We start from the raw sequence: 16,093 nt of genomic DNA on the forward strand, positions 1-16,093 counted from the left end.
CTTGACACGTTAGTGCCTAGGCACTAACTTTGTCCATGTCGGGCCGCACAAGAGCAGCCCACCGACAAGGGAGACAAGCAGTGACGTACTCCAAGCCCCGCAAGGTCACACCCCGCAAGACGGCCGCCCCCGCCCCCCAGGCGGGCAGCAAGGCCGGACGCGGGCTCGCCGCCGTCGCGCTGATCGGCGCGGTCGGCGGAGCGGCCCTGATCGGGCGCTACACCGCCCACTCGGCGGGTACCAACGCGAGCCTCCCCGCCGCAGCCGGGACCACCCCGGCCAGCACCCCGGCCAGCACCATCCCCGCCTGGCCGTCCGAGTTCCCGACCGCCCCCAGCGGCCTGGATCTCACCCCCCAGCCCGCGATGTCCCCGGCAGCGACCCTGCCGACCATCGCGACGCTGACCGGCAACGCGACGACCCCGAACCTCGCCACGCTGCCGACCGCCCCCCAGTTCAGCGCCCAGGCGCCGTACACGGTCGCAATGCCGACCGTCACGGTGACCGCGACGGTCACAACGACCGCAACGGTCACGGCGACCGCGACCGTCACGATCGCGGCCCCGTTCCCGAGCGTCACGAACAGCCCGACCGCCCAGGACAGCCCGAGCGCACCCAGCACCCCGGCACCCGGCACCCCGTCGAGCACCCCGTCCCACCCGGGACCCATCGGGGGCTAACACCCAACCAGCTGACCCCCGCCCGGATCGGGCGGGGGTCAGCCCTTTTGCGTTTCCCTGGGAAACACCCCCTCTCATGTCACGGGCCGCCAGGGGGCCGCCAGCGAGCGCCCATGAACACTCACGCATTGCCCGTACCGAGCACACCCCCAGAGCTCTGGCGACGCCCCCTCGGGCTGCCTCGCTGCGCCGTCGCTCCGAGACGCACGCGCCCGCCAGCCGGCCCACTTCGAAGACCCAGTTCGGCAAGTTTCTTCCTTGACGACTTAGTGCCTAGGCGCTAACTTTGTCCATGTCGGGCCGCACAAGAGCAGCCCACCGAGTGAGAACGGACCAGCCCAATGCAGCTGATGCGCCACTTCAAGCCGTACGAGACCGTCGCCCTCCGCACCTACGGCCAGCACTCCCGGCCCGTCGTCGCCCCCGGCACCGTCGGCCGCGTCGTCGAGACCGACACCCGCCTCGGGCTGGTCGCGATCACCTGGACCGGCGGGATCGAGGACGTCATCTCCTTCAACGACGGCGACATGATCCGCCTCGCCTGACACCCCGGCCGCCCCGCCCGACCGGGCGGGGCGGTCCCCACCGCCCGGGCCGCACAAGAGCAGCCCACCAACACCGAGAGAAGGACACACCGTGCCTGCCGAACTGACCGCCACCCTGTTCATCAACATCACCGACTCCCGGTGCGGGAACTGCCGCAAGCCGACCATGCCGAGCGACACCCACCACCGCGACATCTCGGGCTGGAACCGCCGCCCGGGCGGCGGCTGCGGGGCCCGATTCATCAACACTGCCTCGGACTACGCGCTCGTTCCCGCCGAACGCCTGCGGGAGATGCGCCCCGACCTGCCCGTCCGCAACGACCGGTAGCCGCTCTGCTGTGCCCCGCCCAGACCGGGCGGGGCACAGCCCCACCCCTCTGGAGACTCGAATGATCAAGAAACGGACTGCCGTCCTGATCCTGCTGACCGTGACCGCCAGCGTGTGGCTCGGCGCGAACACCTCCTACTACGACGCCCCCGGGAACGCTGGCATCGCCATCGGCCCGAGCGAGTCATGCCAGCTCGGCTACGAGTGGCGCGGCACTCCTGGCTTCTTCGCCTACTGCTGACAGCCGCCCCGGCGACCCGAACCCGCCGGGGCCCAGCCCCGCCTCCCCGGGCTGCACCGAGCAGCTCACCGCCCCGCAAGGACGACACGATGACCAACCCCACGCCAGAGCTGGACCTCCCCGTGGTGCGCTCCCTCGCCAACCTGCTGGCCGCCCTGATCCGCAACTACCGCAACGACCCCGAGATGACCGCCAACGTCGAATACCTGGAAGGCGTGGAGACCGAGCTGCAGAGCTTCCTGCGCAACCCCACAGACCCGGAGCAGCGCGAGCGGATGATCGCCGTCCTGGACGAGGTCACCCGCTTCACCGGGCAGTAGCCCGCCCGGCTGCGCCCCGGCTACCCGAACCGGCCGGGACGCAGCCGGCCCGGGGTGAGCCGCCCTTCGAACCGTCGCGCTGCGAGCGCTTCACCCGAGAGAGAGGGACCTGATGTCCACCAAAGCCGAGCGTGCCGCACTCACTGAACTCCTCGTGGAGGAGTGGCACGACTACGCCGAGATCCTGCGCGAGCGCGGCGAGACCTGGGACACCATCAACTACCGGGAATGGTCCGACGGCATGTACATCACCAGTGCGCGCGTGAACGTCCTCCTCAAGGCGGCGAAGATCATCGGCCTGCGCATCGACTACGCCGCCATCGACCGGCTCTACCGGGCGCAGCGCGATGCCCGGGCGCGGGCCCGACGAGACGAGCTGTTGGCCGACCAGAGCGGCTCCTGAGCCGATCGGCGCACGGGCACGATCTGCCGCTGCGGTCCGGCGACCCGAACCCGCCGGGGCGCAGCGGCCCGGCCCGGTGTCTGCCCCGTGCGGGCTGCGCCGCGGCGACACGGGAGCGCTGCGGCCCATCTGTTCAGCAAGTTTTTTGCTTGACACATCAGTGCCTAGGCACTAACTTTGTCCATGTCGAGCTGCGCACGACGGCAGAACCGACGGCCAATCAGCCGCTGGCAACGAGAGAGGGACAACCGCGGTGGTGCACTACATGAACCTTGTCGAGCCCATCCCCGAGGACAACACCGGGCTCCGGGAAGCGGTGGCGGCCCACGACGCTGCCCTCGCCGCCCGAGACGCCATGACGGTGCGCACCGGCACACCGGAGACGATCGCGGCGCACCGGCGAGTGAACGCCACCCGCGCCGCAGTCCGCGCCGCCAACACCACCTCCTTCGAACTCAACAGGTGGCAGATGGCCGCCTACCGCCGGGCCATGCTGCGCCTGGGCATGACCGTCGCCAACAGCTGTCCCGAGTTCCCCGCACTCCCGGCCGGCACCACCCCGGGCGATCTCGACGTCGCCGCCCACCCGGACCGGTACGAGGACCGCGAGCCGAAGCCGGAAGTCATCGCCTACAACGAGGCGCGGAAGAAGGCCCTGGCCTGGCACACAGATCCGCCGCGCGCCATCGAGGCCCACAAGTTCGCGACAGCCCACCAAGGCTGGCTCATCACCCCCGCTGAGATCTTCGCCGCCCTGACCGTCTACCGACGCGGGCACTCCGCGAAGGAGGTCATCGACATCCTCCACGCCGCCGACGTCAGCGACCTCGACCTGTGGAACCGCTGGATCGACTTCATGACCCGGGCGCAGCACCAGGGCGGCTTCAGCGTCTGGTGACCGCTCACCCTGCTGGGCTCCCGGCGACCCGAACCCGCCCGGGGCCCAGCTGACCCCCTCCGAACCGAAGGACCAACCCTGTGATGTACGAGACGAACGACCCCCCGGCGCCGGCGACCGAGCGGCCCGAGCCTGCGCCGCTGCCCTTCCAGCCCAACGGGGTGGTCTTCACCCCCTTACCCCGCGCAGCACTGCGCCTGTGGCGCGCCACCGCCGTCGGCCTGGCGATACCGGTATGCACCGTCGGCACGGCCACGGCACTCATCGTTCCCCAGGTCTGGTCGCACGGCCCTTCCTGGCTGGTCTGGCCGGTCTGGCTGGGCTGGGCGGTGGCCGCACTCGGCGCCGTGCGCTGCGCCGTCCGCTGGTGGCGCCTTCGGGCGCGGTGGGAGTTCGCCGGCTACGCCCTGACCGAAGACCGGCTGTGGGTGCGCGGCGGCCTGTGGCACCGCGGCCTGTACGAGTTGGCGTATGGGCGGATCCAGACGATCGAGGTCGAGTCCGGTCCGCTGCAACGGCGCTTCGGCCTGGCCTCCGTTCGCGTCACGACCGGCGCGTACCACCAGCTGAGCGTGCACGATGTGCAGGCCGACGACGCGGAGCGCATTCGCGAGGTGCTGTCCGTCGTCGCGCGCGAGCACCAGGTCGCCCTGTGAGCGGGGACAAGGAGACCGTCCTCGAGGGGCACCTGCACCCCGTCACCCCGTGGCGGCGCACCTGGGCTGTGGCCTGCGGCGTGGTCGGGTTCCTCTTCCGCGATCTGCAGGAGTGGGTCCACTCCGCCCGGACCTGGCCAGCGTGGGTGACGGTGTCCCTTGCGACCGCGGCAACGCTGGCCGCAGGCGGTTACGGCTACGCATCCTGGCGGTCCACGTCCTGGCGCCTGGAGGCGGACGCGTTGCACGTGCGCACAGGGATCCTCTGGCGCCGCCGGCATCGCTTCGAGCTGGCCCACCTTCAGGAAGCAGACGTGACCCGCCCGTTCCTGGGACGGCTGATCGGCGTGTGCTCGCTTCGCCTATCGGTGTCGGGCCAAAGCGCCCGGTTGAGTTACCTATCCGAGGAACAGGCCGGAGCGCTGCGTGAGGCACTGCACGAGCGGATGGCTGTCGACGGCGCGGCCCCGGCGCCGCCAAGGCCCGAGCGGTTCCCCCACGATGCTGCCACGGGGGCAGAGCCAGTGGTGACCGTCGCGCCCCGGACGCTGGCTCTGGCGCTGCTGCTGGAGGTCCACACGCTGCTCCGCGCTGCGGTGACGTTGGGCACGGGTCTCGTGCCGTACCTGCTGTCCAGCGAGCCGCTGACCTTGCTGTCGGTGCTCGGTGCCGCGGGCGCGGCATGGCGGATGACCGGCTCACGGTGGGCACGCTGGCACGGATGGACCCTGCGGGCGCTGCCCGGCGGCTACCGGGTCGACTACGGGCTGTTCGACCGGCAACAGCAGACCCTGCGGCACGGCCGCACACACGCCGTCCTGCTGACACAGCCCGTTCTGTGGCGCAGCCGCGACTGGGTGCAGGTCCACCTGGCCACCGCCGGGCATCACCGACCGATGCTCCTCGCGCCGGTGGCCACCCGAGACCAGGCCGATCAGCTGATCAGGCACCTGTATGGGCCAGACGGGCTCGAGGCGACCCGGATGCGGATCCCCGCGCCCAAGCGGGCACGCTACGCCGCCGTCCTCAGCCACACGCTGTCCTGCGTCGCACGCCACGGGTACTTCACCGTCTGGCGCGGGCTCTTCCTGCGCAACGTCGTCCATCTGTGCCCTGTGGCGAAGGTGCAGTACACCGGCCTATCTCAGGGGCCGTGGCAGCGTCGCCTGGGCCTGGCGACCGTCCACGCCGGGCTGGCCGGCGGGCCGCACCTGGCGGCCCGTCACCGCGATACCGGCGAGGCCGTGAACGTCGTCGCGTACCTGCGTACGGTCGACGGACAGCATCGGCTCCTTCCCGAGCAGGCTGCTGCCCCCAGCCAGCTGCCCGAAGCAAGCGTCTGAGCGGCCGCGGGAGCGCGGCCTGTGGCAGGTTGCCGGACTGCTCGGCCGGGCAGTGGTGTCAAGAATAAACTTTGACAAGCAAGCCCCTAGGCACTAACGTTGTCCATGTCGGACCGCACTCCGATCACCACCCCCGTTCCCCCGGCCCCCGACAGGGGAACGGCCCATCAAGCCGCCGCCCCCGGCACCCCCCTCCGGGGGCGGCACCTGTTTCCCCGAGAAACACTCCCGCACCGGAACCACCCCGAGAGGACCCCATGGCCACGACCATCGCGTTCAACGAGGTCATCACCTACGTCACGAACAACTCCACGGCGGCCGATCTCGACCGCTTCGACGACAACGCCGAGAAGCGACGCAAGCAGCTGCGCTCCGACCGGGAAGCCAGCATCACGGCCGGACAATCGGTCCGCCTCGGCGGCCTGAAGGACTTCACGCTGAACGGACTGCGCGGCACCGTCGCCAGCATCGACAAGCGCGCCAGGGGCAAGGCCAAGGCCAGCATCCGCCTCGACGCCGAGAGCACGACCCGGTACCGCAGCGAGCACTACCTTGCCACCGACGACGCCGAGTACACCCTGCCCGGCATCCCCCTCGCGTGCGTCTACCCCATCTGACACCTACCCCGCACCAGGAACCCGCGCCGCGACAGGCGCAGCACACGAAAAGGGAACAACCGAGTTGAACGTCACCGCCGAGACCGTGCGCGACTACCTGGCCCATGAGGCCAGCGAGGATGAACTGGACCGATACCTGGAGGTAGCCCGAGAGCGCCGGAGCCTGCTGGTGACAGCCGGAATGGCTGCGATCCAGGAAGGCGTCGGGGTCGCCCTCGGCAAGATGCGCCCGAGCTACCTGACGGGACTGACGGGAACCGTCAACCACGTTGAGTGGGCCGGAAGGCGTCTCGCCACCATCCAGTTCGATGAGAAGTCGACTGCCGTGCTCCGGGCGAACGGGCGGGCACCCGAGGGGGTCACCCGCCACTACCTGACGGGGATACCCGTCAGCGCCTGCCTCCCGCGCTGACAGCAGGACCGCCCGCTGCGAGAGCAGGCAGTGGGTGACGCCGAGCACGGCGACCACACCAGCTGGGGCCCGGTCACCCGAACCGACCGGGCCCCAGCGAACCCGCACCACCTTGCCCACCCGCCTCGACTGGACACCCGGAGCCCAGCATGACCACAACGACCTTCGAAGGTGAAAAGCGCTCCTTCACGTACCGCACCAACGACGCCAGCCCCATCACGGACTCGGAAGGCCGGGACCGCACACCGCGCGCGGTCCGGATCGGGCAGTGGACGGTAGTCACCGAGTGGTGCGGCAACAACGGCAGAGAGCCGGTGGTGATCCACGCCGTGGGCGACACCGCGGCGGCCGGCCGGGAGGACGCCGCGAGCCAGCTCAGGGAGATGTACGACGACCGCCAGGAGCTCAACATCGGCCACGGCGATGACGGTGACGCCTACATCGTCGCGATGTTCCCCGGCCACCACGCGGCGATCCAGTGGTGACGACACAGCGCCCGCTTCCTCTCCTTCCGCCGCCCGGGACCGTCCGGTTCTGGGTGTACGTCTACCCGGCCGACGAGGACCCGGAATGGGCGAAGCTCCTGGATAAGCGCATCGTCCGGGATCTGAAGACCGCCGAGGAGTTCGAGGAACTTGTCGGCCGGGTCATCGAAGGCAGGGTGGTCGGCCTGGTGGAGATCGCCGCCGAGATGCCCGACCAGCCAGCGCCCGGGCTGATCAAGAGCTGGACGGCCGACGGGACAGCGCAGTAACAACGCATCCCCAACCCGGGGCGACTCCGGCCGCCCTTCGCACCTTCAGGGAGGACCCATGGGCAACAGCAGCAGGCCGGGCACGATCGTCGTGCGCGAGACCGACCAGATCGGCTCCCTCCTCGCCGGCCTGGCCGCCGACGTCACCTTCGACCACGTCCGCCAGGAGCTGGACTACGGCCCGCCCGGCATCGGCCACCTTCCGCCGCTTCCTACGCGCCGACCCCGGGGCCGGGCGATCACCGACTGGTCGATCGCCTCCGTCGTCCTCACCGACGCACCCACCTACTCCACCGCTCTGCTCTTCCCCGCACCGCGCTAACGCGTTCCGGTCACAGCGCCGTCCGCCCGGTGACATGCTGGCTCCCATGCTGACGATCGCTCAAGAGCTCTGGGTCGAGGCGCACCACTCCATCCCCGACCTCCCCATCTGGCACCACTGCCACAAACACCACGGACACCATTGGACGATCAGGCTCGAGGTCGTCGGGGCCGAGGGAGAGCTGCAGGCGGCGGACGCCGAGCAGCTGGCCGCCGTGGCGAAGCTCCTGGAGAGTCACGAGGGGCCGATCAGGATGCGCACCCTCAACGACATCACCGACCCGCCCACGCGCACCCCCGACAACGCGTGGCTCGCCGCCTGGCTCCACACCTGGGTCAGCGGTCATCTCCGCGTCGGCCTCGCTGAACACCTGCGGGTCACCGTCACCGCAGACGGGTACACGGCGGTCCACCAGGGCGAGCTGGCGGTACAGGAGGGCGACGCCCGGCCCGCCATCATCCCCTCCCCCTGACAGACGCTCAGCCGCGGGTGACAGGCGCCTCCTCGGCCTCCTCGGCCTCTTCGCGCCGATCGGTGTAAGCGGGGGAGGAGAGCGAGGCCCGGACGGGTCAGACGGGCCTTCGGTGTTCGGCGTCAGCAGGTCAGCAGGCCGCGTACAGCGGCAGCGGGGGGAGCCGGAACGGGGCGGGAAACACGATCGGACACCAGGCTGTGGTCCCGTCCGGTTGTGGGAAGCCCCAGTGACGGCCTCGGGATATCAAACACCTGCGCTCATTGTCCCGGCAGGCGTAACCAGAGGGGGCGCCCACTTCGGCTACAGGTCGGCCGGCGTCAGATCGGCCCTGAGTCGGATCGCTCGCGGCCGATGGCGGTACCTGGAGAATTCGGTGGGCGCCGCCTGGTCTGCCTCGATCTCAATGACGACCGTCGGCTCGATTGGCAGGTAGGCGATCGGTGGAGCACCCGGCAGGCCGCCGACCGTTCCGGGCAGCTCGGCGAGCGGGCCGGCGGGGCGCAGCAGCGGCGCGACCTCCCCCCGCAGCTCCGTAGGGATCGGCAGGGTGACGCCGACCGTGCGGAGCCTGCCTCGTATCGGCTGAGCGAGAACGAAGGCCTGCTGGGCGGCGGCTGCCTGGGTCACTCCGACGATCACTGCTTCGACGGTGTGTGTGCGCCTCCACTTCTGCCAAGCGGACCTGCGGCCTTCCCGGTACGGCAGGTCTGGCTTCACCACGAGACCTTCAATGCCACCGCCCAGGCCGCCGACCCAGCTCAGCGCCTCGGCGCGGTCCGCGGTCGCCGGCACCGGACGGATCGGCGCCGGCGCATCGGCGAGGAGCCGTTCGACCTCGGCGCGGCGTTCGAGGTACCGCCTGCCACGCCAGTCGGTGTCGCCCACGGCCAGCAGGTCGAAGACCGCGTACTGGACGATGAAGTCCTCCCCGCGCCGGGGCCCGCGGCCCCTGGTCTGCAGCTTGGAGAAGACCAAGTTCGCGTCGGCGTCGAGCGCGATGATCTCGCCGTCGAGGACTGCCTCGGGCAGCTGGGACAGGGCGCTGGCGATGTCGGAGAACGCCGTGGTCAGGTCGGTCCCTCTGCGTGACCAGATCCGCGAATCGGGTCCCGTCAGGGCAGAACCTCTCCACCCGTCGAGCTTCCCCTCCCAGAGGCCGGTGGTGGCTACGGGCAGCTCGGCGACGGGCATGGCGAGGGCCAACGGCGGCGGAAGGGCGAACGGGGCCATGCTTACGCAAACGCACTGGTCAGGGCCACTATTGCCTGACGGTAGTTCAGCCTCCGCCAGAGTCGAAAAGCCGTTCGATACGAGTCCTGGCTACATACCACGCAGTCTCTCCGGTGGTGGGCAGCTCGGCGGCCGGCCCGCCAGGCGCAGAATCGGCCGGTGACGGGACAGGCGATGCCTGGCGTCGCTGCGGCTACGCATCGTCGTCGGGTACGTAGCCCGCGGGGAAGTCATCGGCCCCGGGCATGTCGCGGAGCCACATTGTGGTCGGTGAGGGGCGGCCGAGGGGCACCGGGGCGATCAGCGGCCGCTCCGGCGTCGCGGCCCGGTAGCCGAGGGGGCCGAGGACACCCTGCCAGGCCACGGCGGCCATCGGGAGGGTGTGGGGCATGGACGGCACGGTAGGGCCGTCAACACGGTGGGCTGGCGGTACACGCCGGGGTGACAGATTCGTGTGACCGCACCTTTCCCCGCCCGGCCGTGCGCTATGGTGCTGCCTGGTCGACCGCTGCGGGAGGCCAGGGCTCAGCTTGTCCGGCCCCGTGATCCGGACGAGCGGTGAGGCCCCCACCACGCTCAGCGGGATCTGCAGCCACCACACACCTCCTGGTTCGCCCTCGCAGTGCTGGCGCGCCCGGGTCACGGGACCGGTGCGCGCGGAGGGATGGACCCCGTGGGTGAGAAGAACCGCGCGTTGAAGGCAGCCGTACGGCAGCGGATGGCCGAGACCGGCGAGCCGTACCGGGCCGCAATCGAGGCGGTGAAGGCGGAGCACCAGGACGGGGCGAACGACACCCTGTTCGTCGTGGACTACCCGAAGCCGCAGCTGGCCGGGGCCGCCCCCTGCCCCGACTGCCACGCCTCCGGCCTCGGCCCCAACCGGTACGAGCAGCGGACGGACAGCGGCATCGTCCTCGTCCTCGACACCGCTTGCCCCACCTGCCTCGGCTGCGGCCGCGCCGAGCACGAGAGCCGCTGCCTGCCCGGCGACCACGCCACCGACGACCTGGACGAGATCTCCGATTATCAGGAGCTCCTGGACTACGACGCGGAGCAGCGCGGGGAGGAGCCGGAAGAGCGCTGCTTCTCCTGCCAAGGCCGACGCTTCTGGTGGTCGCAGGCGGTGGACGGGGAAGCCGCGGAGCAGGGTCTGACGGAGCTGCAGAAGCTGGTCAAGGCACGCGGGCTGGAGATGGACCAAGTGCAGGCCGCCGGGGCCTGGGGCGAGCTGGACGACCTCCTCGGCGAGGGAGCGCAGCGGCTCTTCCACCAGGGCCTGGAGCACGTGCGGATGCCCTGCGGCTGCACAGAAGGCGAAGGCCGGCGGCTGACCCGGGCCGAGTTCGAGGCCGAACAGGACGCGGCCGAGGTGGTGCCCGCGCCCCGGGACGGCGGCGCGGCCGGGGACGGGGTGCACGAGGTGGAGGTCGGCGACCGGCTGTTCCGCTTCACCGGCTGCCCGGCCGCCATCACCTCCTTCGGTCCCCCGCAGGGCGGGGACGAGGAGGAGCCGGGGAACATCGTGATGCGCGAGCGCCCCGACGAGCCGGGTGTCCTCGACGGCTTCGCGCGGGAGGGGCGGCCCGGCCGGGTCGTCACCTACCGCTGGGTCGCGTCCGGGACGGCGGAGGGTGTCCTGCCGCAGGTCCTCGGCGCACTCACCGGCCGCTGGGTGGAGCAAGTCGGCGACGTCGAGGGCCTGTACCAGGCCGCGCCGGAGCCGGAGCCGGTGGATCGGCAGGTACGGGAGAAGCGGTACGAGGGCGGCCCGTTCGACGGCCGCCGGACCGAGGAGTCGTTGGCGTTCGTGGTGGGGCAGCAGGAGATGCCGACGAACGGCGGCGGCATCATCGGCGCCTGGCACGGCGCATGGCCGCCGGACGACCAGCCCCGGTACATGCCGGTGCAGGACAGCCCCCGGTCGCTGCGCATGGTCTGGGCCACCCCGTCCGAACCGGGGGCACCGAGGGCGTACGAGCGGCCGGAGCCGCTGGACGACTTCGGCGACCACGACTGAGCGGGGGTCAGGCCATGGAAGACCTCGAGTACAGGTTCCCCAAGCAGTGGGCTGGCCCGTTGAGCCTGTGCGAGTACCACGCACCCTTCTTCACCGAGGCGGAGATGGAGGCGGTCAGGGAGTTCCACGCCGCCTACCCCCTCGCCCTCGCCTACAACGAACCACCCGACCTCGACGCGGACGACCCGGCGGCCGCGCTGCGCGAGCACGCCGCCTTCCTCGGCCGCTGGCACACCGACCTGTCCGCCCTCCTCCTCGACCCCCGCCTCGCCCGCCCGCACGATCCGCAGGGCCCGGGGGCGCAGCCGAGGTACACCGAGGCCGTGACCCGGCTCCTCACCATGCTCGGCGGCAACTACCACCTTCAGCGGCAGTACTTCGAGGACTGCACCACCCGCTGGGCCCTCGGCCTGCGGGAGGAGGGTGCGTACCCGCCGCTCACCCGGAGGGTCGACCTCGTCGGCCGGACCCTCACGGCCCTGGACTGAGAGGGGCGACCTGATGAGCTTCGAACTCTCCGAGGGAGTGCCGGCCTGCTCCGCGCTGGTGCGCACCGCCGCGCCGGACCCGGACGGCGACGGCCTGGTGCCGATCCTCGCCATGGTGGTGGAGCCGGAGGTGTCGGGGGTGGCGGTGGGGGTGTTTGCCGCCCGGCACGCCTTCGCCCCCAACGGCACCGTCGCCCGCGCCGCCGACTCCCGCGTTCGCTGGCGGGTGGAGAGGGACGGCCGGGTGGTGTTCTCCCTGCTCGCCGCCGACAAGCGGTTCTCGCGGATCGTGATGCACCCCGGCCCCGGCCTCGACGTCTGGATCGCCCTCGCCCGCGCCCGGGGCGGCACCGTCGCCCTGGCCCTCATCCCCGGCCTGCACTCGCACGCCCTGCCGGACATCGCCCGCGCCCTCGGCTCGGCCGATCCGTCGGCGTACTGGCAGGTGAGCGCCGGCCTCCTCCAGAGCTGAGCCGGGGGAGGCCGGGGGTCGTGGTGACGACCCCCGACCTCCGCTGTTCTGGCACTGGGTCAGCCGCGGTCGCCGAACTCCTCCGGGTGCGCGGCCATGTACTGCTCATGGGCCTTGTCCGACAGGACCTGCTGCCGCTTGCGCCCGGCCATGATCTTCTTCGCCGCCGCCGACGCGGCCGCCCGCTCCTCCTTCACCAGCTTCTCCCAGGTGTTGAGGCGGATGGAGAGGCGGGAGGAGACGTCGTAGTCGGAGGTGCCGCCCATGGGGCCGCCCCGGAAGGGGGCGTCGAGGTGGTCGGGGCAGGTGTTCAGGTACTCGCTGCCGCCGATCGCCGTGCTGTCGCACTCCGAGCACAGCTGCTGGCTCTCCCCGAACGGGGTGAGGAGGAAGCGCAGCGGCACGATCCCCTCGTCCACCCGCACCGTGAGCTCGTAGACGAGGGTGTCGTGGGTCTTGAACTGCGGCTGCCCGGCCTTCTCCACCACCACCCGCCCGGACCGGTACTTCTCCTCCGGTGTGGCACGTTGGTGGAGGTCGAGGAGGAGGGCGTGGTGGGCGGCCCGAACTCCACCTCCCGCCCCGGCTCGCTCTCCACCTGGAGCATCACCCGGCGGGTGGGGATGTGGCCGGAGGTGTGGCGGAGGCGGAGGTCGTACAGCTGGATGCAGGCCGGTGCTTGATCGCCAGTGGAGGCGGGGCCCACCCCGGGGGTCGGTGTCGTCACCCGGGTCAGCGTAGGGGTTCGTGCACCCGCCCGTACCACGCTTGTCCCCGTCCTGGCGGTGACTGGGCCAGCCGCAGCGTACGGTCGGCTGTTGACCGGTGTGGGCTCGCTGCCGGTACGCTTCTGCCCGGGGCGGGTCCGTTCGGTTCGGGACAGACTCGCCCCTTCGGCTGCCTGGACCTTGCCGACAGAGCGGCCAACTGTTTCCCAGGGAAACACCTGTCGCCAGCGGCGCACAGCAGGCTGCCCGTTCCGATCGCCTGGCTGGGCTCGGCCCGAGCGTGCGTGCCGTCCACCATCAGTACCCCTCCGGGGGTGAGTCCCAGCCCGCGACTTCCGGCGCGGGAGTTGCGGGCTGGGAGGACCTGCCCGACCAGTCCAACACCCGGCTTGGGTTCGCCCTCGAGCAGAACACGGCTGTGCTGGAAAGCGGACTACTCCCGCTGTCCTGACGCGGCACCATGGCCGGGTGGGTAGCAGTCGGGCGCCCCTCTGAGATCCCCGTTGGCTTCACCAGGGATACGAGCCCTGACGGTGGTGAACAGTCCGCGCTGAGGCCGCGCGTGCTGGTACGCTCCGGTCGTTGTTCGGGCTGTCACGCCGGCCCAGGGGCGATGGCGACGCCGTCCCCCTCGTAGAAGGTGCTCCGCGCCGCGCTGTGTCCACACCCGCGCCCTTGGAGCATCATGCCCGACAACCACGCCCGTAAGAAGGCCGTCCGCGCCCAGCAGGCCGAGACCGGCGGCAGCTACCGCCAGGCGGCCCTTGCCGTGAGCCGCGCCCTGGCCGCCGCCCTCACCTGGCCTAACCACGACGACGGATCCGGCTGGGGCCACAACTGCCGCATCGGTGACTGCCCCGACTGCGCCCACGGGCGACTCCGCGCCGAACAGCAGCGCGCGGCCTACGACGCTGAGCTCGCCGTGTACGAATGCCCAGGTCCCGCCACCTGCTCCATGGGTGAGTGCCCCGAGGGCTGCAACGACGAAGTCGGGCTGTCCATGTGCCGAGTGTGCTGGGCCGTCGACCTGCTCTGGGACGGCCCCTGCCCCCACTGCCACGCTCCCCGGTGACCAGACCACTGTCGCCGCCAGCCCCAACCCGGACCGCTGGTCGGGCAGGCAGGACACCACCTGAGGCCCTGGCCGGCTGAGGACGGGGGCGCGTTCCTGGGAGGGCGCGCCCCCGGGCCAGCTCCGTACGCGGCCTTCGGCCTTGCCTTTCGCCGACACCGCTACACTCCCGCAGAGTGGAGCGGGTGCGGGAAAGCACACCCCCCGGGCAATAGCTACTTCGGGGCCTTCTTGCCGGTCTCCGCCCAGTCGTAGGTTCGCCGACATGACGACCAACCACACCGGCACCGGCGATCAGCCGCGCATCCGGATCACCCTCGCGTTCTTCAAGGACTTCCCGACCGTCGCGGGGCTACTGCGGGAGACCGGTGCGCGCCGTGTCGGCTCCCGCGAGTTCGTGCTGGAGGAGCCGATGGCCCTTCCGCAGGTGGCCGCGCTGATCGAGCTGCAGCAGCACAGCCGCCGCCAGGACAGCAACCCGGTCACGGTGACCATCGAGCCCAAGCCGAGCGAGCACCGGTTCTACGAGCAGCAGGACGAACTGGACGCCTGGTGGGGGACGGTCGACGCTCCGAACTGGCGGTAGCGCCGCTCTCGGCCGATGTTCACAGGGCGGACCGTTTCATCCGGACCGGACGGCGCGGTCGCAGATCGGACAGACCCGTCCGGCCCACCGCGGCGGGTACCACCGGCTGCCAGGCCCGGGTGGCTGCCAGTGTTCGATCAGCATCGTGTCGCTGTCGCGACCGCACAGCGTCGTCGGTCCGGGATCGCCCGGCACGTCAGGATCGGATGGCGCGGCATGGACCTGCCGGACCGCTGAAAGCTCGACTGGTTCCCCACCCGCCGTGATGCTCCTCGCGTCGGAGGGCTCCGTGAGCTCCAGGAGCACGATCACCATGGGTCCACGGTGCATCGCGGCGGGAGCCAGCGCACTCGGGGGCGGCCGGTAGGTCTACGCAGGGCGCCAGCTTCGCGCGCGGCGCCCCGCGAGCCGTCTGCGCGGCCGCCTATCCGCTCGGCATGAGAGCGGCCGGCACCGGCGGTTCCGCTGCGACGAGGCTTGGGGTCCTCGTACGGCGCCGAGCGCCCGGCGAGGATCCGCTTCACTCGGCTGGCTGGGACTCCGGTGGCCCGGGCGATGGCACGCAGCGTCGCCCGCCGCGGCAGCAAGGCGGCCACCGCTTCGCCCAGGGCCGCCTCGTACGCGGCCTCGGCCGACCGCAGGTGCTCCAGCTCCGGCGTCACCGCGGTGATCGTGACCTTCGCGGGCACCCCGACGAGGGCGAGTCCTTCTTCGGTGTTCTCGCGTGCCGCCTTCAGCGTTCGCCCGTGCCCGTACACCTTAGGCGGACCGAACGGGGAGGTCACGTTGGTCACGAGAGGGTCTCCTGGTGGTCGGCGCAGGCATGGGTGGACCAGGCGTACTCGAGGGAGGTGCGGGGCGAGCCCGTGCTGCTCCAGGTGCAGGTCGTGCAGCGGGCGAGGTAGTCGCCGCGGCCGGCGCACCCGCTCTCGGGGTCGCGTGGCTTGCCGCTAGAGGTCAGGCGGTGGGAGCAGGCGGTCTTGTCGGGGTGCCTTGACTGGATGAGCATGCGGCGGACGGTGTGCCGGGGCATCAGTCGATGTCCTCGCTCGGCTCGGGCAGTCCCCAGCGGGTCAGCATCTCGCTGACGATGCTTTGGAACTCGTCCTGGTGTCGCTCCCGCAGCACCTGGAGGGCTCGTTGCTGGAGGCGCTGCAGGGCGGGGAGGGCGGTCAGCACGGTGTCGGCGCCGAGCACCTTGTACCCGACGCGGCTGTGCGGCATGTACCAGCAGAAGCCGTTCTGCTTACGGTAGGGGTAGGGGAAGCCGAGGCCTTGGAGCTCGCTCTTTCGTACGGTCCTGGCGGACATGCGTCGCATGACGGGCCCGAGTGCGTGGGGGTTGACCCGCGGGGCGTCAGCGTCAGTGCGGGCGCCGTTGATCTGTACGGCGATCTCGTAGATGTCGAGCGGGCGGTCGGCGCGGGCGAGGACGGTGAGGATTTCTCGGCTCAGGTTCATGGAGGTCTTCCTGGGTGGGGGCGGGGGCTGCGTCCGGCCGGTTCG

General features: G+C 71.1%; 27 protein-coding genes. 21 read left to right on the forward strand and 6 right to left on the reverse strand.

The annotated features are described in order from the left end of the window. Window positions 1–80: 80 nt before the first annotated feature. The 15 genes from IF30_RS46700 (at window position 81) to IF30_RS0115105 (ending at window position 7,991) form a co-directional block, all read left to right on the forward strand. Entirely contained in the window at window positions 81–680 is a 600-nt protein-coding gene (locus IF30_RS46700) for a hypothetical protein (protein WP_030237569.1), read from the forward strand. A gap of 341 nt (window positions 681–1,021) precedes the next feature. Beyond that, complete coding sequence (locus IF30_RS0115040) at window positions 1,022–1,225, forward strand: hypothetical protein (RefSeq protein WP_030237571.1); 204 nt, start codon at window positions 1,022–1,024, stop codon at window positions 1,223–1,225. 91 nt (window positions 1,226–1,316) lie between these two features. Next, complete coding sequence (locus IF30_RS0115045) at window positions 1,317–1,553, forward strand: hypothetical protein (RefSeq protein ID WP_030237573.1); 237 nt, start codon at window positions 1,317–1,319, stop codon at window positions 1,551–1,553. Between the two features lie 61 nt (window positions 1,554–1,614). After that, window positions 1,615–1,794, forward strand: a complete 180-nt coding sequence (locus tag IF30_RS0115050; protein WP_030237574.1) for a hypothetical protein — start codon at window positions 1,615–1,617, stop codon at window positions 1,792–1,794. An 89-nt stretch (window positions 1,795–1,883) separates the two neighbouring features. Next, entirely contained in the window at window positions 1,884–2,114 is a 231-nt protein-coding gene (locus IF30_RS0115055) for a hypothetical protein (protein ID WP_030237575.1), read from the forward strand. Between the two features lie 112 nt (window positions 2,115–2,226). Continuing rightward, on the forward strand, window positions 2,227–2,517 hold the full coding sequence (locus IF30_RS0115060; RefSeq protein ID WP_030237578.1) for a hypothetical protein: 291 nt from the start codon (window positions 2,227–2,229) through the stop codon (window positions 2,515–2,517). A gap of 265 nt (window positions 2,518–2,782) precedes the next feature. Continuing rightward, window positions 2,783–3,415 carry a hypothetical protein gene (locus IF30_RS0115065; protein ID WP_158835081.1) on the forward strand — a complete coding sequence of 211 codons (633 nt, stop codon included), beginning with the start codon at window positions 2,783–2,785 and terminating at the stop codon, window positions 3,413–3,415. A gap of 83 nt (window positions 3,416–3,498) precedes the next feature. Continuing rightward, window positions 3,499–4,071, forward strand: a complete 573-nt coding sequence (locus tag IF30_RS43595; protein WP_051710328.1) for a PH domain-containing protein — start codon at window positions 3,499–3,501, stop codon at window positions 4,069–4,071. Further along, window positions 4,068–5,414, forward strand: coding sequence for a PH domain-containing protein (locus tag IF30_RS0115075; protein WP_030237593.1), 1,347 nt, complete (start codon window positions 4,068–4,070; stop codon window positions 5,412–5,414). The genes IF30_RS43595 and IF30_RS0115075 overlap by 4 nt, the downstream gene beginning before the upstream one ends. A gap of 257 nt (window positions 5,415–5,671) precedes the next feature. Further along, entirely contained in the window at window positions 5,672–6,031 is a 360-nt protein-coding gene (locus IF30_RS0115080) for a hypothetical protein (protein ID WP_030237594.1), read from the forward strand. Window positions 6,032–6,095: 64 nt separating this feature from the next. Further along, window positions 6,096–6,443, forward strand: a complete 348-nt coding sequence (locus IF30_RS0115085) for a hypothetical protein (protein ID WP_030237596.1) — start codon at window positions 6,096–6,098, stop codon at window positions 6,441–6,443. A 149-nt stretch (window positions 6,444–6,592) separates the two neighbouring features. Continuing rightward, complete coding sequence (locus IF30_RS0115090) at window positions 6,593–6,928, forward strand: hypothetical protein (protein ID WP_030237598.1); 336 nt, start codon at window positions 6,593–6,595, stop codon at window positions 6,926–6,928. Beyond that, window positions 6,925–7,197 (forward strand): hypothetical protein, encoded by a 273-nt coding sequence (locus IF30_RS0115095; RefSeq protein ID WP_158835083.1) that lies wholly within the window; start codon window positions 6,925–6,927, stop codon window positions 7,195–7,197. The genes IF30_RS0115090 and IF30_RS0115095 overlap by 4 nt, the downstream gene beginning before the upstream one ends. Before the next feature lie 58 nt (window positions 7,198–7,255). Next, the gene (locus IF30_RS0115100; RefSeq protein ID WP_030237601.1) at window positions 7,256–7,519 is read left to right on the forward strand and encodes a hypothetical protein; all 264 of its coding nucleotides are present in this window, start codon (window positions 7,256–7,258) and stop codon (window positions 7,517–7,519) included. 46 nt (window positions 7,520–7,565) lie between these two features. Beyond that, complete coding sequence (locus tag IF30_RS0115105) at window positions 7,566–7,991, forward strand: 6-carboxytetrahydropterin synthase (RefSeq protein ID WP_158835085.1); 426 nt, start codon at window positions 7,566–7,568, stop codon at window positions 7,989–7,991. Between the two features lie 303 nt (window positions 7,992–8,294). Here IF30_RS0115105 and IF30_RS0115110 read toward each other — a convergent pair whose 3' ends face one another. Both IF30_RS0115110 and IF30_RS0115115 read right to left on the reverse strand, forming a co-directional pair. Then, entirely contained in the window at window positions 8,295–9,185 is an 891-nt protein-coding gene (locus tag IF30_RS0115110; RefSeq protein ID WP_158835087.1) for a hypothetical protein, read from the reverse strand. A 232-nt stretch (window positions 9,186–9,417) separates the two neighbouring features. Then, window positions 9,418–9,615 carry a hypothetical protein gene (locus IF30_RS0115115; RefSeq protein WP_030237606.1) on the reverse strand — a complete coding sequence of 66 codons (198 nt, stop codon included), beginning with the start codon at window positions 9,613–9,615 and terminating at the stop codon, window positions 9,418–9,420. A gap of 282 nt (window positions 9,616–9,897) precedes the next feature. Here IF30_RS0115115 and IF30_RS0115120 point away from each other — a divergent pair, with 282 nt between their 5' ends. Genes IF30_RS0115120 through IF30_RS0115130 form a run of 3 tightly spaced genes read left to right on the forward strand, consistent with a single transcriptional unit; the run spans window position 9,898 to window position 12,201 of the window. Beyond that, complete coding sequence (locus tag IF30_RS0115120; RefSeq protein ID WP_158835090.1) at window positions 9,898–11,241, forward strand: hypothetical protein; 1,344 nt, start codon at window positions 9,898–9,900, stop codon at window positions 11,239–11,241. A gap of 14 nt (window positions 11,242–11,255) precedes the next feature. Further along, on the forward strand, window positions 11,256–11,729 hold the full coding sequence (locus IF30_RS0115125; protein WP_030237612.1) for a hypothetical protein: 474 nt from the start codon (window positions 11,256–11,258) through the stop codon (window positions 11,727–11,729). A 13-nt stretch (window positions 11,730–11,742) separates the two neighbouring features. Continuing rightward, window positions 11,743–12,201 (forward strand): hypothetical protein, encoded by a 459-nt coding sequence (locus IF30_RS0115130; RefSeq protein ID WP_030237616.1) that lies wholly within the window; start codon window positions 11,743–11,745, stop codon window positions 12,199–12,201. A 59-nt stretch (window positions 12,202–12,260) separates the two neighbouring features. Here IF30_RS0115130 and IF30_RS0115135 read toward each other — a convergent pair whose 3' ends face one another. Continuing rightward, entirely contained in the window at window positions 12,261–12,692 is a 432-nt protein-coding gene (locus IF30_RS0115135; protein WP_030237618.1) for a hypothetical protein, read from the reverse strand. Window positions 12,693–12,728: 36 nt separating this feature from the next. On the opposite strand from IF30_RS0115135, the gene IF30_RS47825 reads away from it, so the two are divergent. From IF30_RS47825 to IF30_RS0115150, 3 genes are all read left to right on the forward strand, one after another. Next, window positions 12,729–12,884: a hypothetical protein gene (locus IF30_RS47825; protein ID WP_158835093.1), complete on the forward strand. Its 156-nt coding sequence runs from the start codon at window positions 12,729–12,731 to the stop codon at window positions 12,882–12,884. A 730-nt stretch (window positions 12,885–13,614) separates the two neighbouring features. Next, window positions 13,615–14,001 carry a hypothetical protein gene (locus IF30_RS0115145; RefSeq protein WP_030237620.1) on the forward strand — a complete coding sequence of 129 codons (387 nt, stop codon included), beginning with the start codon at window positions 13,615–13,617 and terminating at the stop codon, window positions 13,999–14,001. A 265-nt stretch (window positions 14,002–14,266) separates the two neighbouring features. Next, the gene (locus IF30_RS0115150) at window positions 14,267–14,587 is read left to right on the forward strand and encodes a hypothetical protein (RefSeq protein ID WP_030237622.1); all 321 of its coding nucleotides are present in this window, start codon (window positions 14,267–14,269) and stop codon (window positions 14,585–14,587) included. Window positions 14,588–14,895: 308 nt separating this feature from the next. Here the strand turns inward: IF30_RS0115150 and IF30_RS0115155 are convergent, their stop codons facing one another. From IF30_RS0115155 to IF30_RS0115165, 3 genes are read right to left on the reverse strand one after another with little or no spacing between them, the layout of a single operon-like run. After that, window positions 14,896–15,381, reverse strand: coding sequence for a hypothetical protein (locus IF30_RS0115155; RefSeq protein ID WP_030237623.1), 486 nt, complete (start codon window positions 15,379–15,381; stop codon window positions 14,896–14,898). Beyond that, on the reverse strand, window positions 15,378–15,596 hold the full coding sequence (locus IF30_RS0115160; protein ID WP_158835096.1) for a hypothetical protein: 219 nt from the start codon (window positions 15,594–15,596) through the stop codon (window positions 15,378–15,380). Before IF30_RS0115160 ends, IF30_RS0115155 begins: the two co-directional genes overlap by 4 nt. Before the next feature lie 23 nt (window positions 15,597–15,619). Continuing rightward, entirely contained in the window at window positions 15,620–16,048 is a 429-nt protein-coding gene (locus IF30_RS0115165) for a hypothetical protein (RefSeq protein ID WP_030237625.1), read from the reverse strand. Window positions 16,049–16,093 lie beyond the last annotated feature (45 nt).

Source organism: Streptomyces sp. NRRL S-350, assembly GCF_000719705.1.
Classification (GTDB): Bacteria; Actinomycetota; Actinomycetes; order Streptomycetales; family Streptomycetaceae; genus Kitasatospora.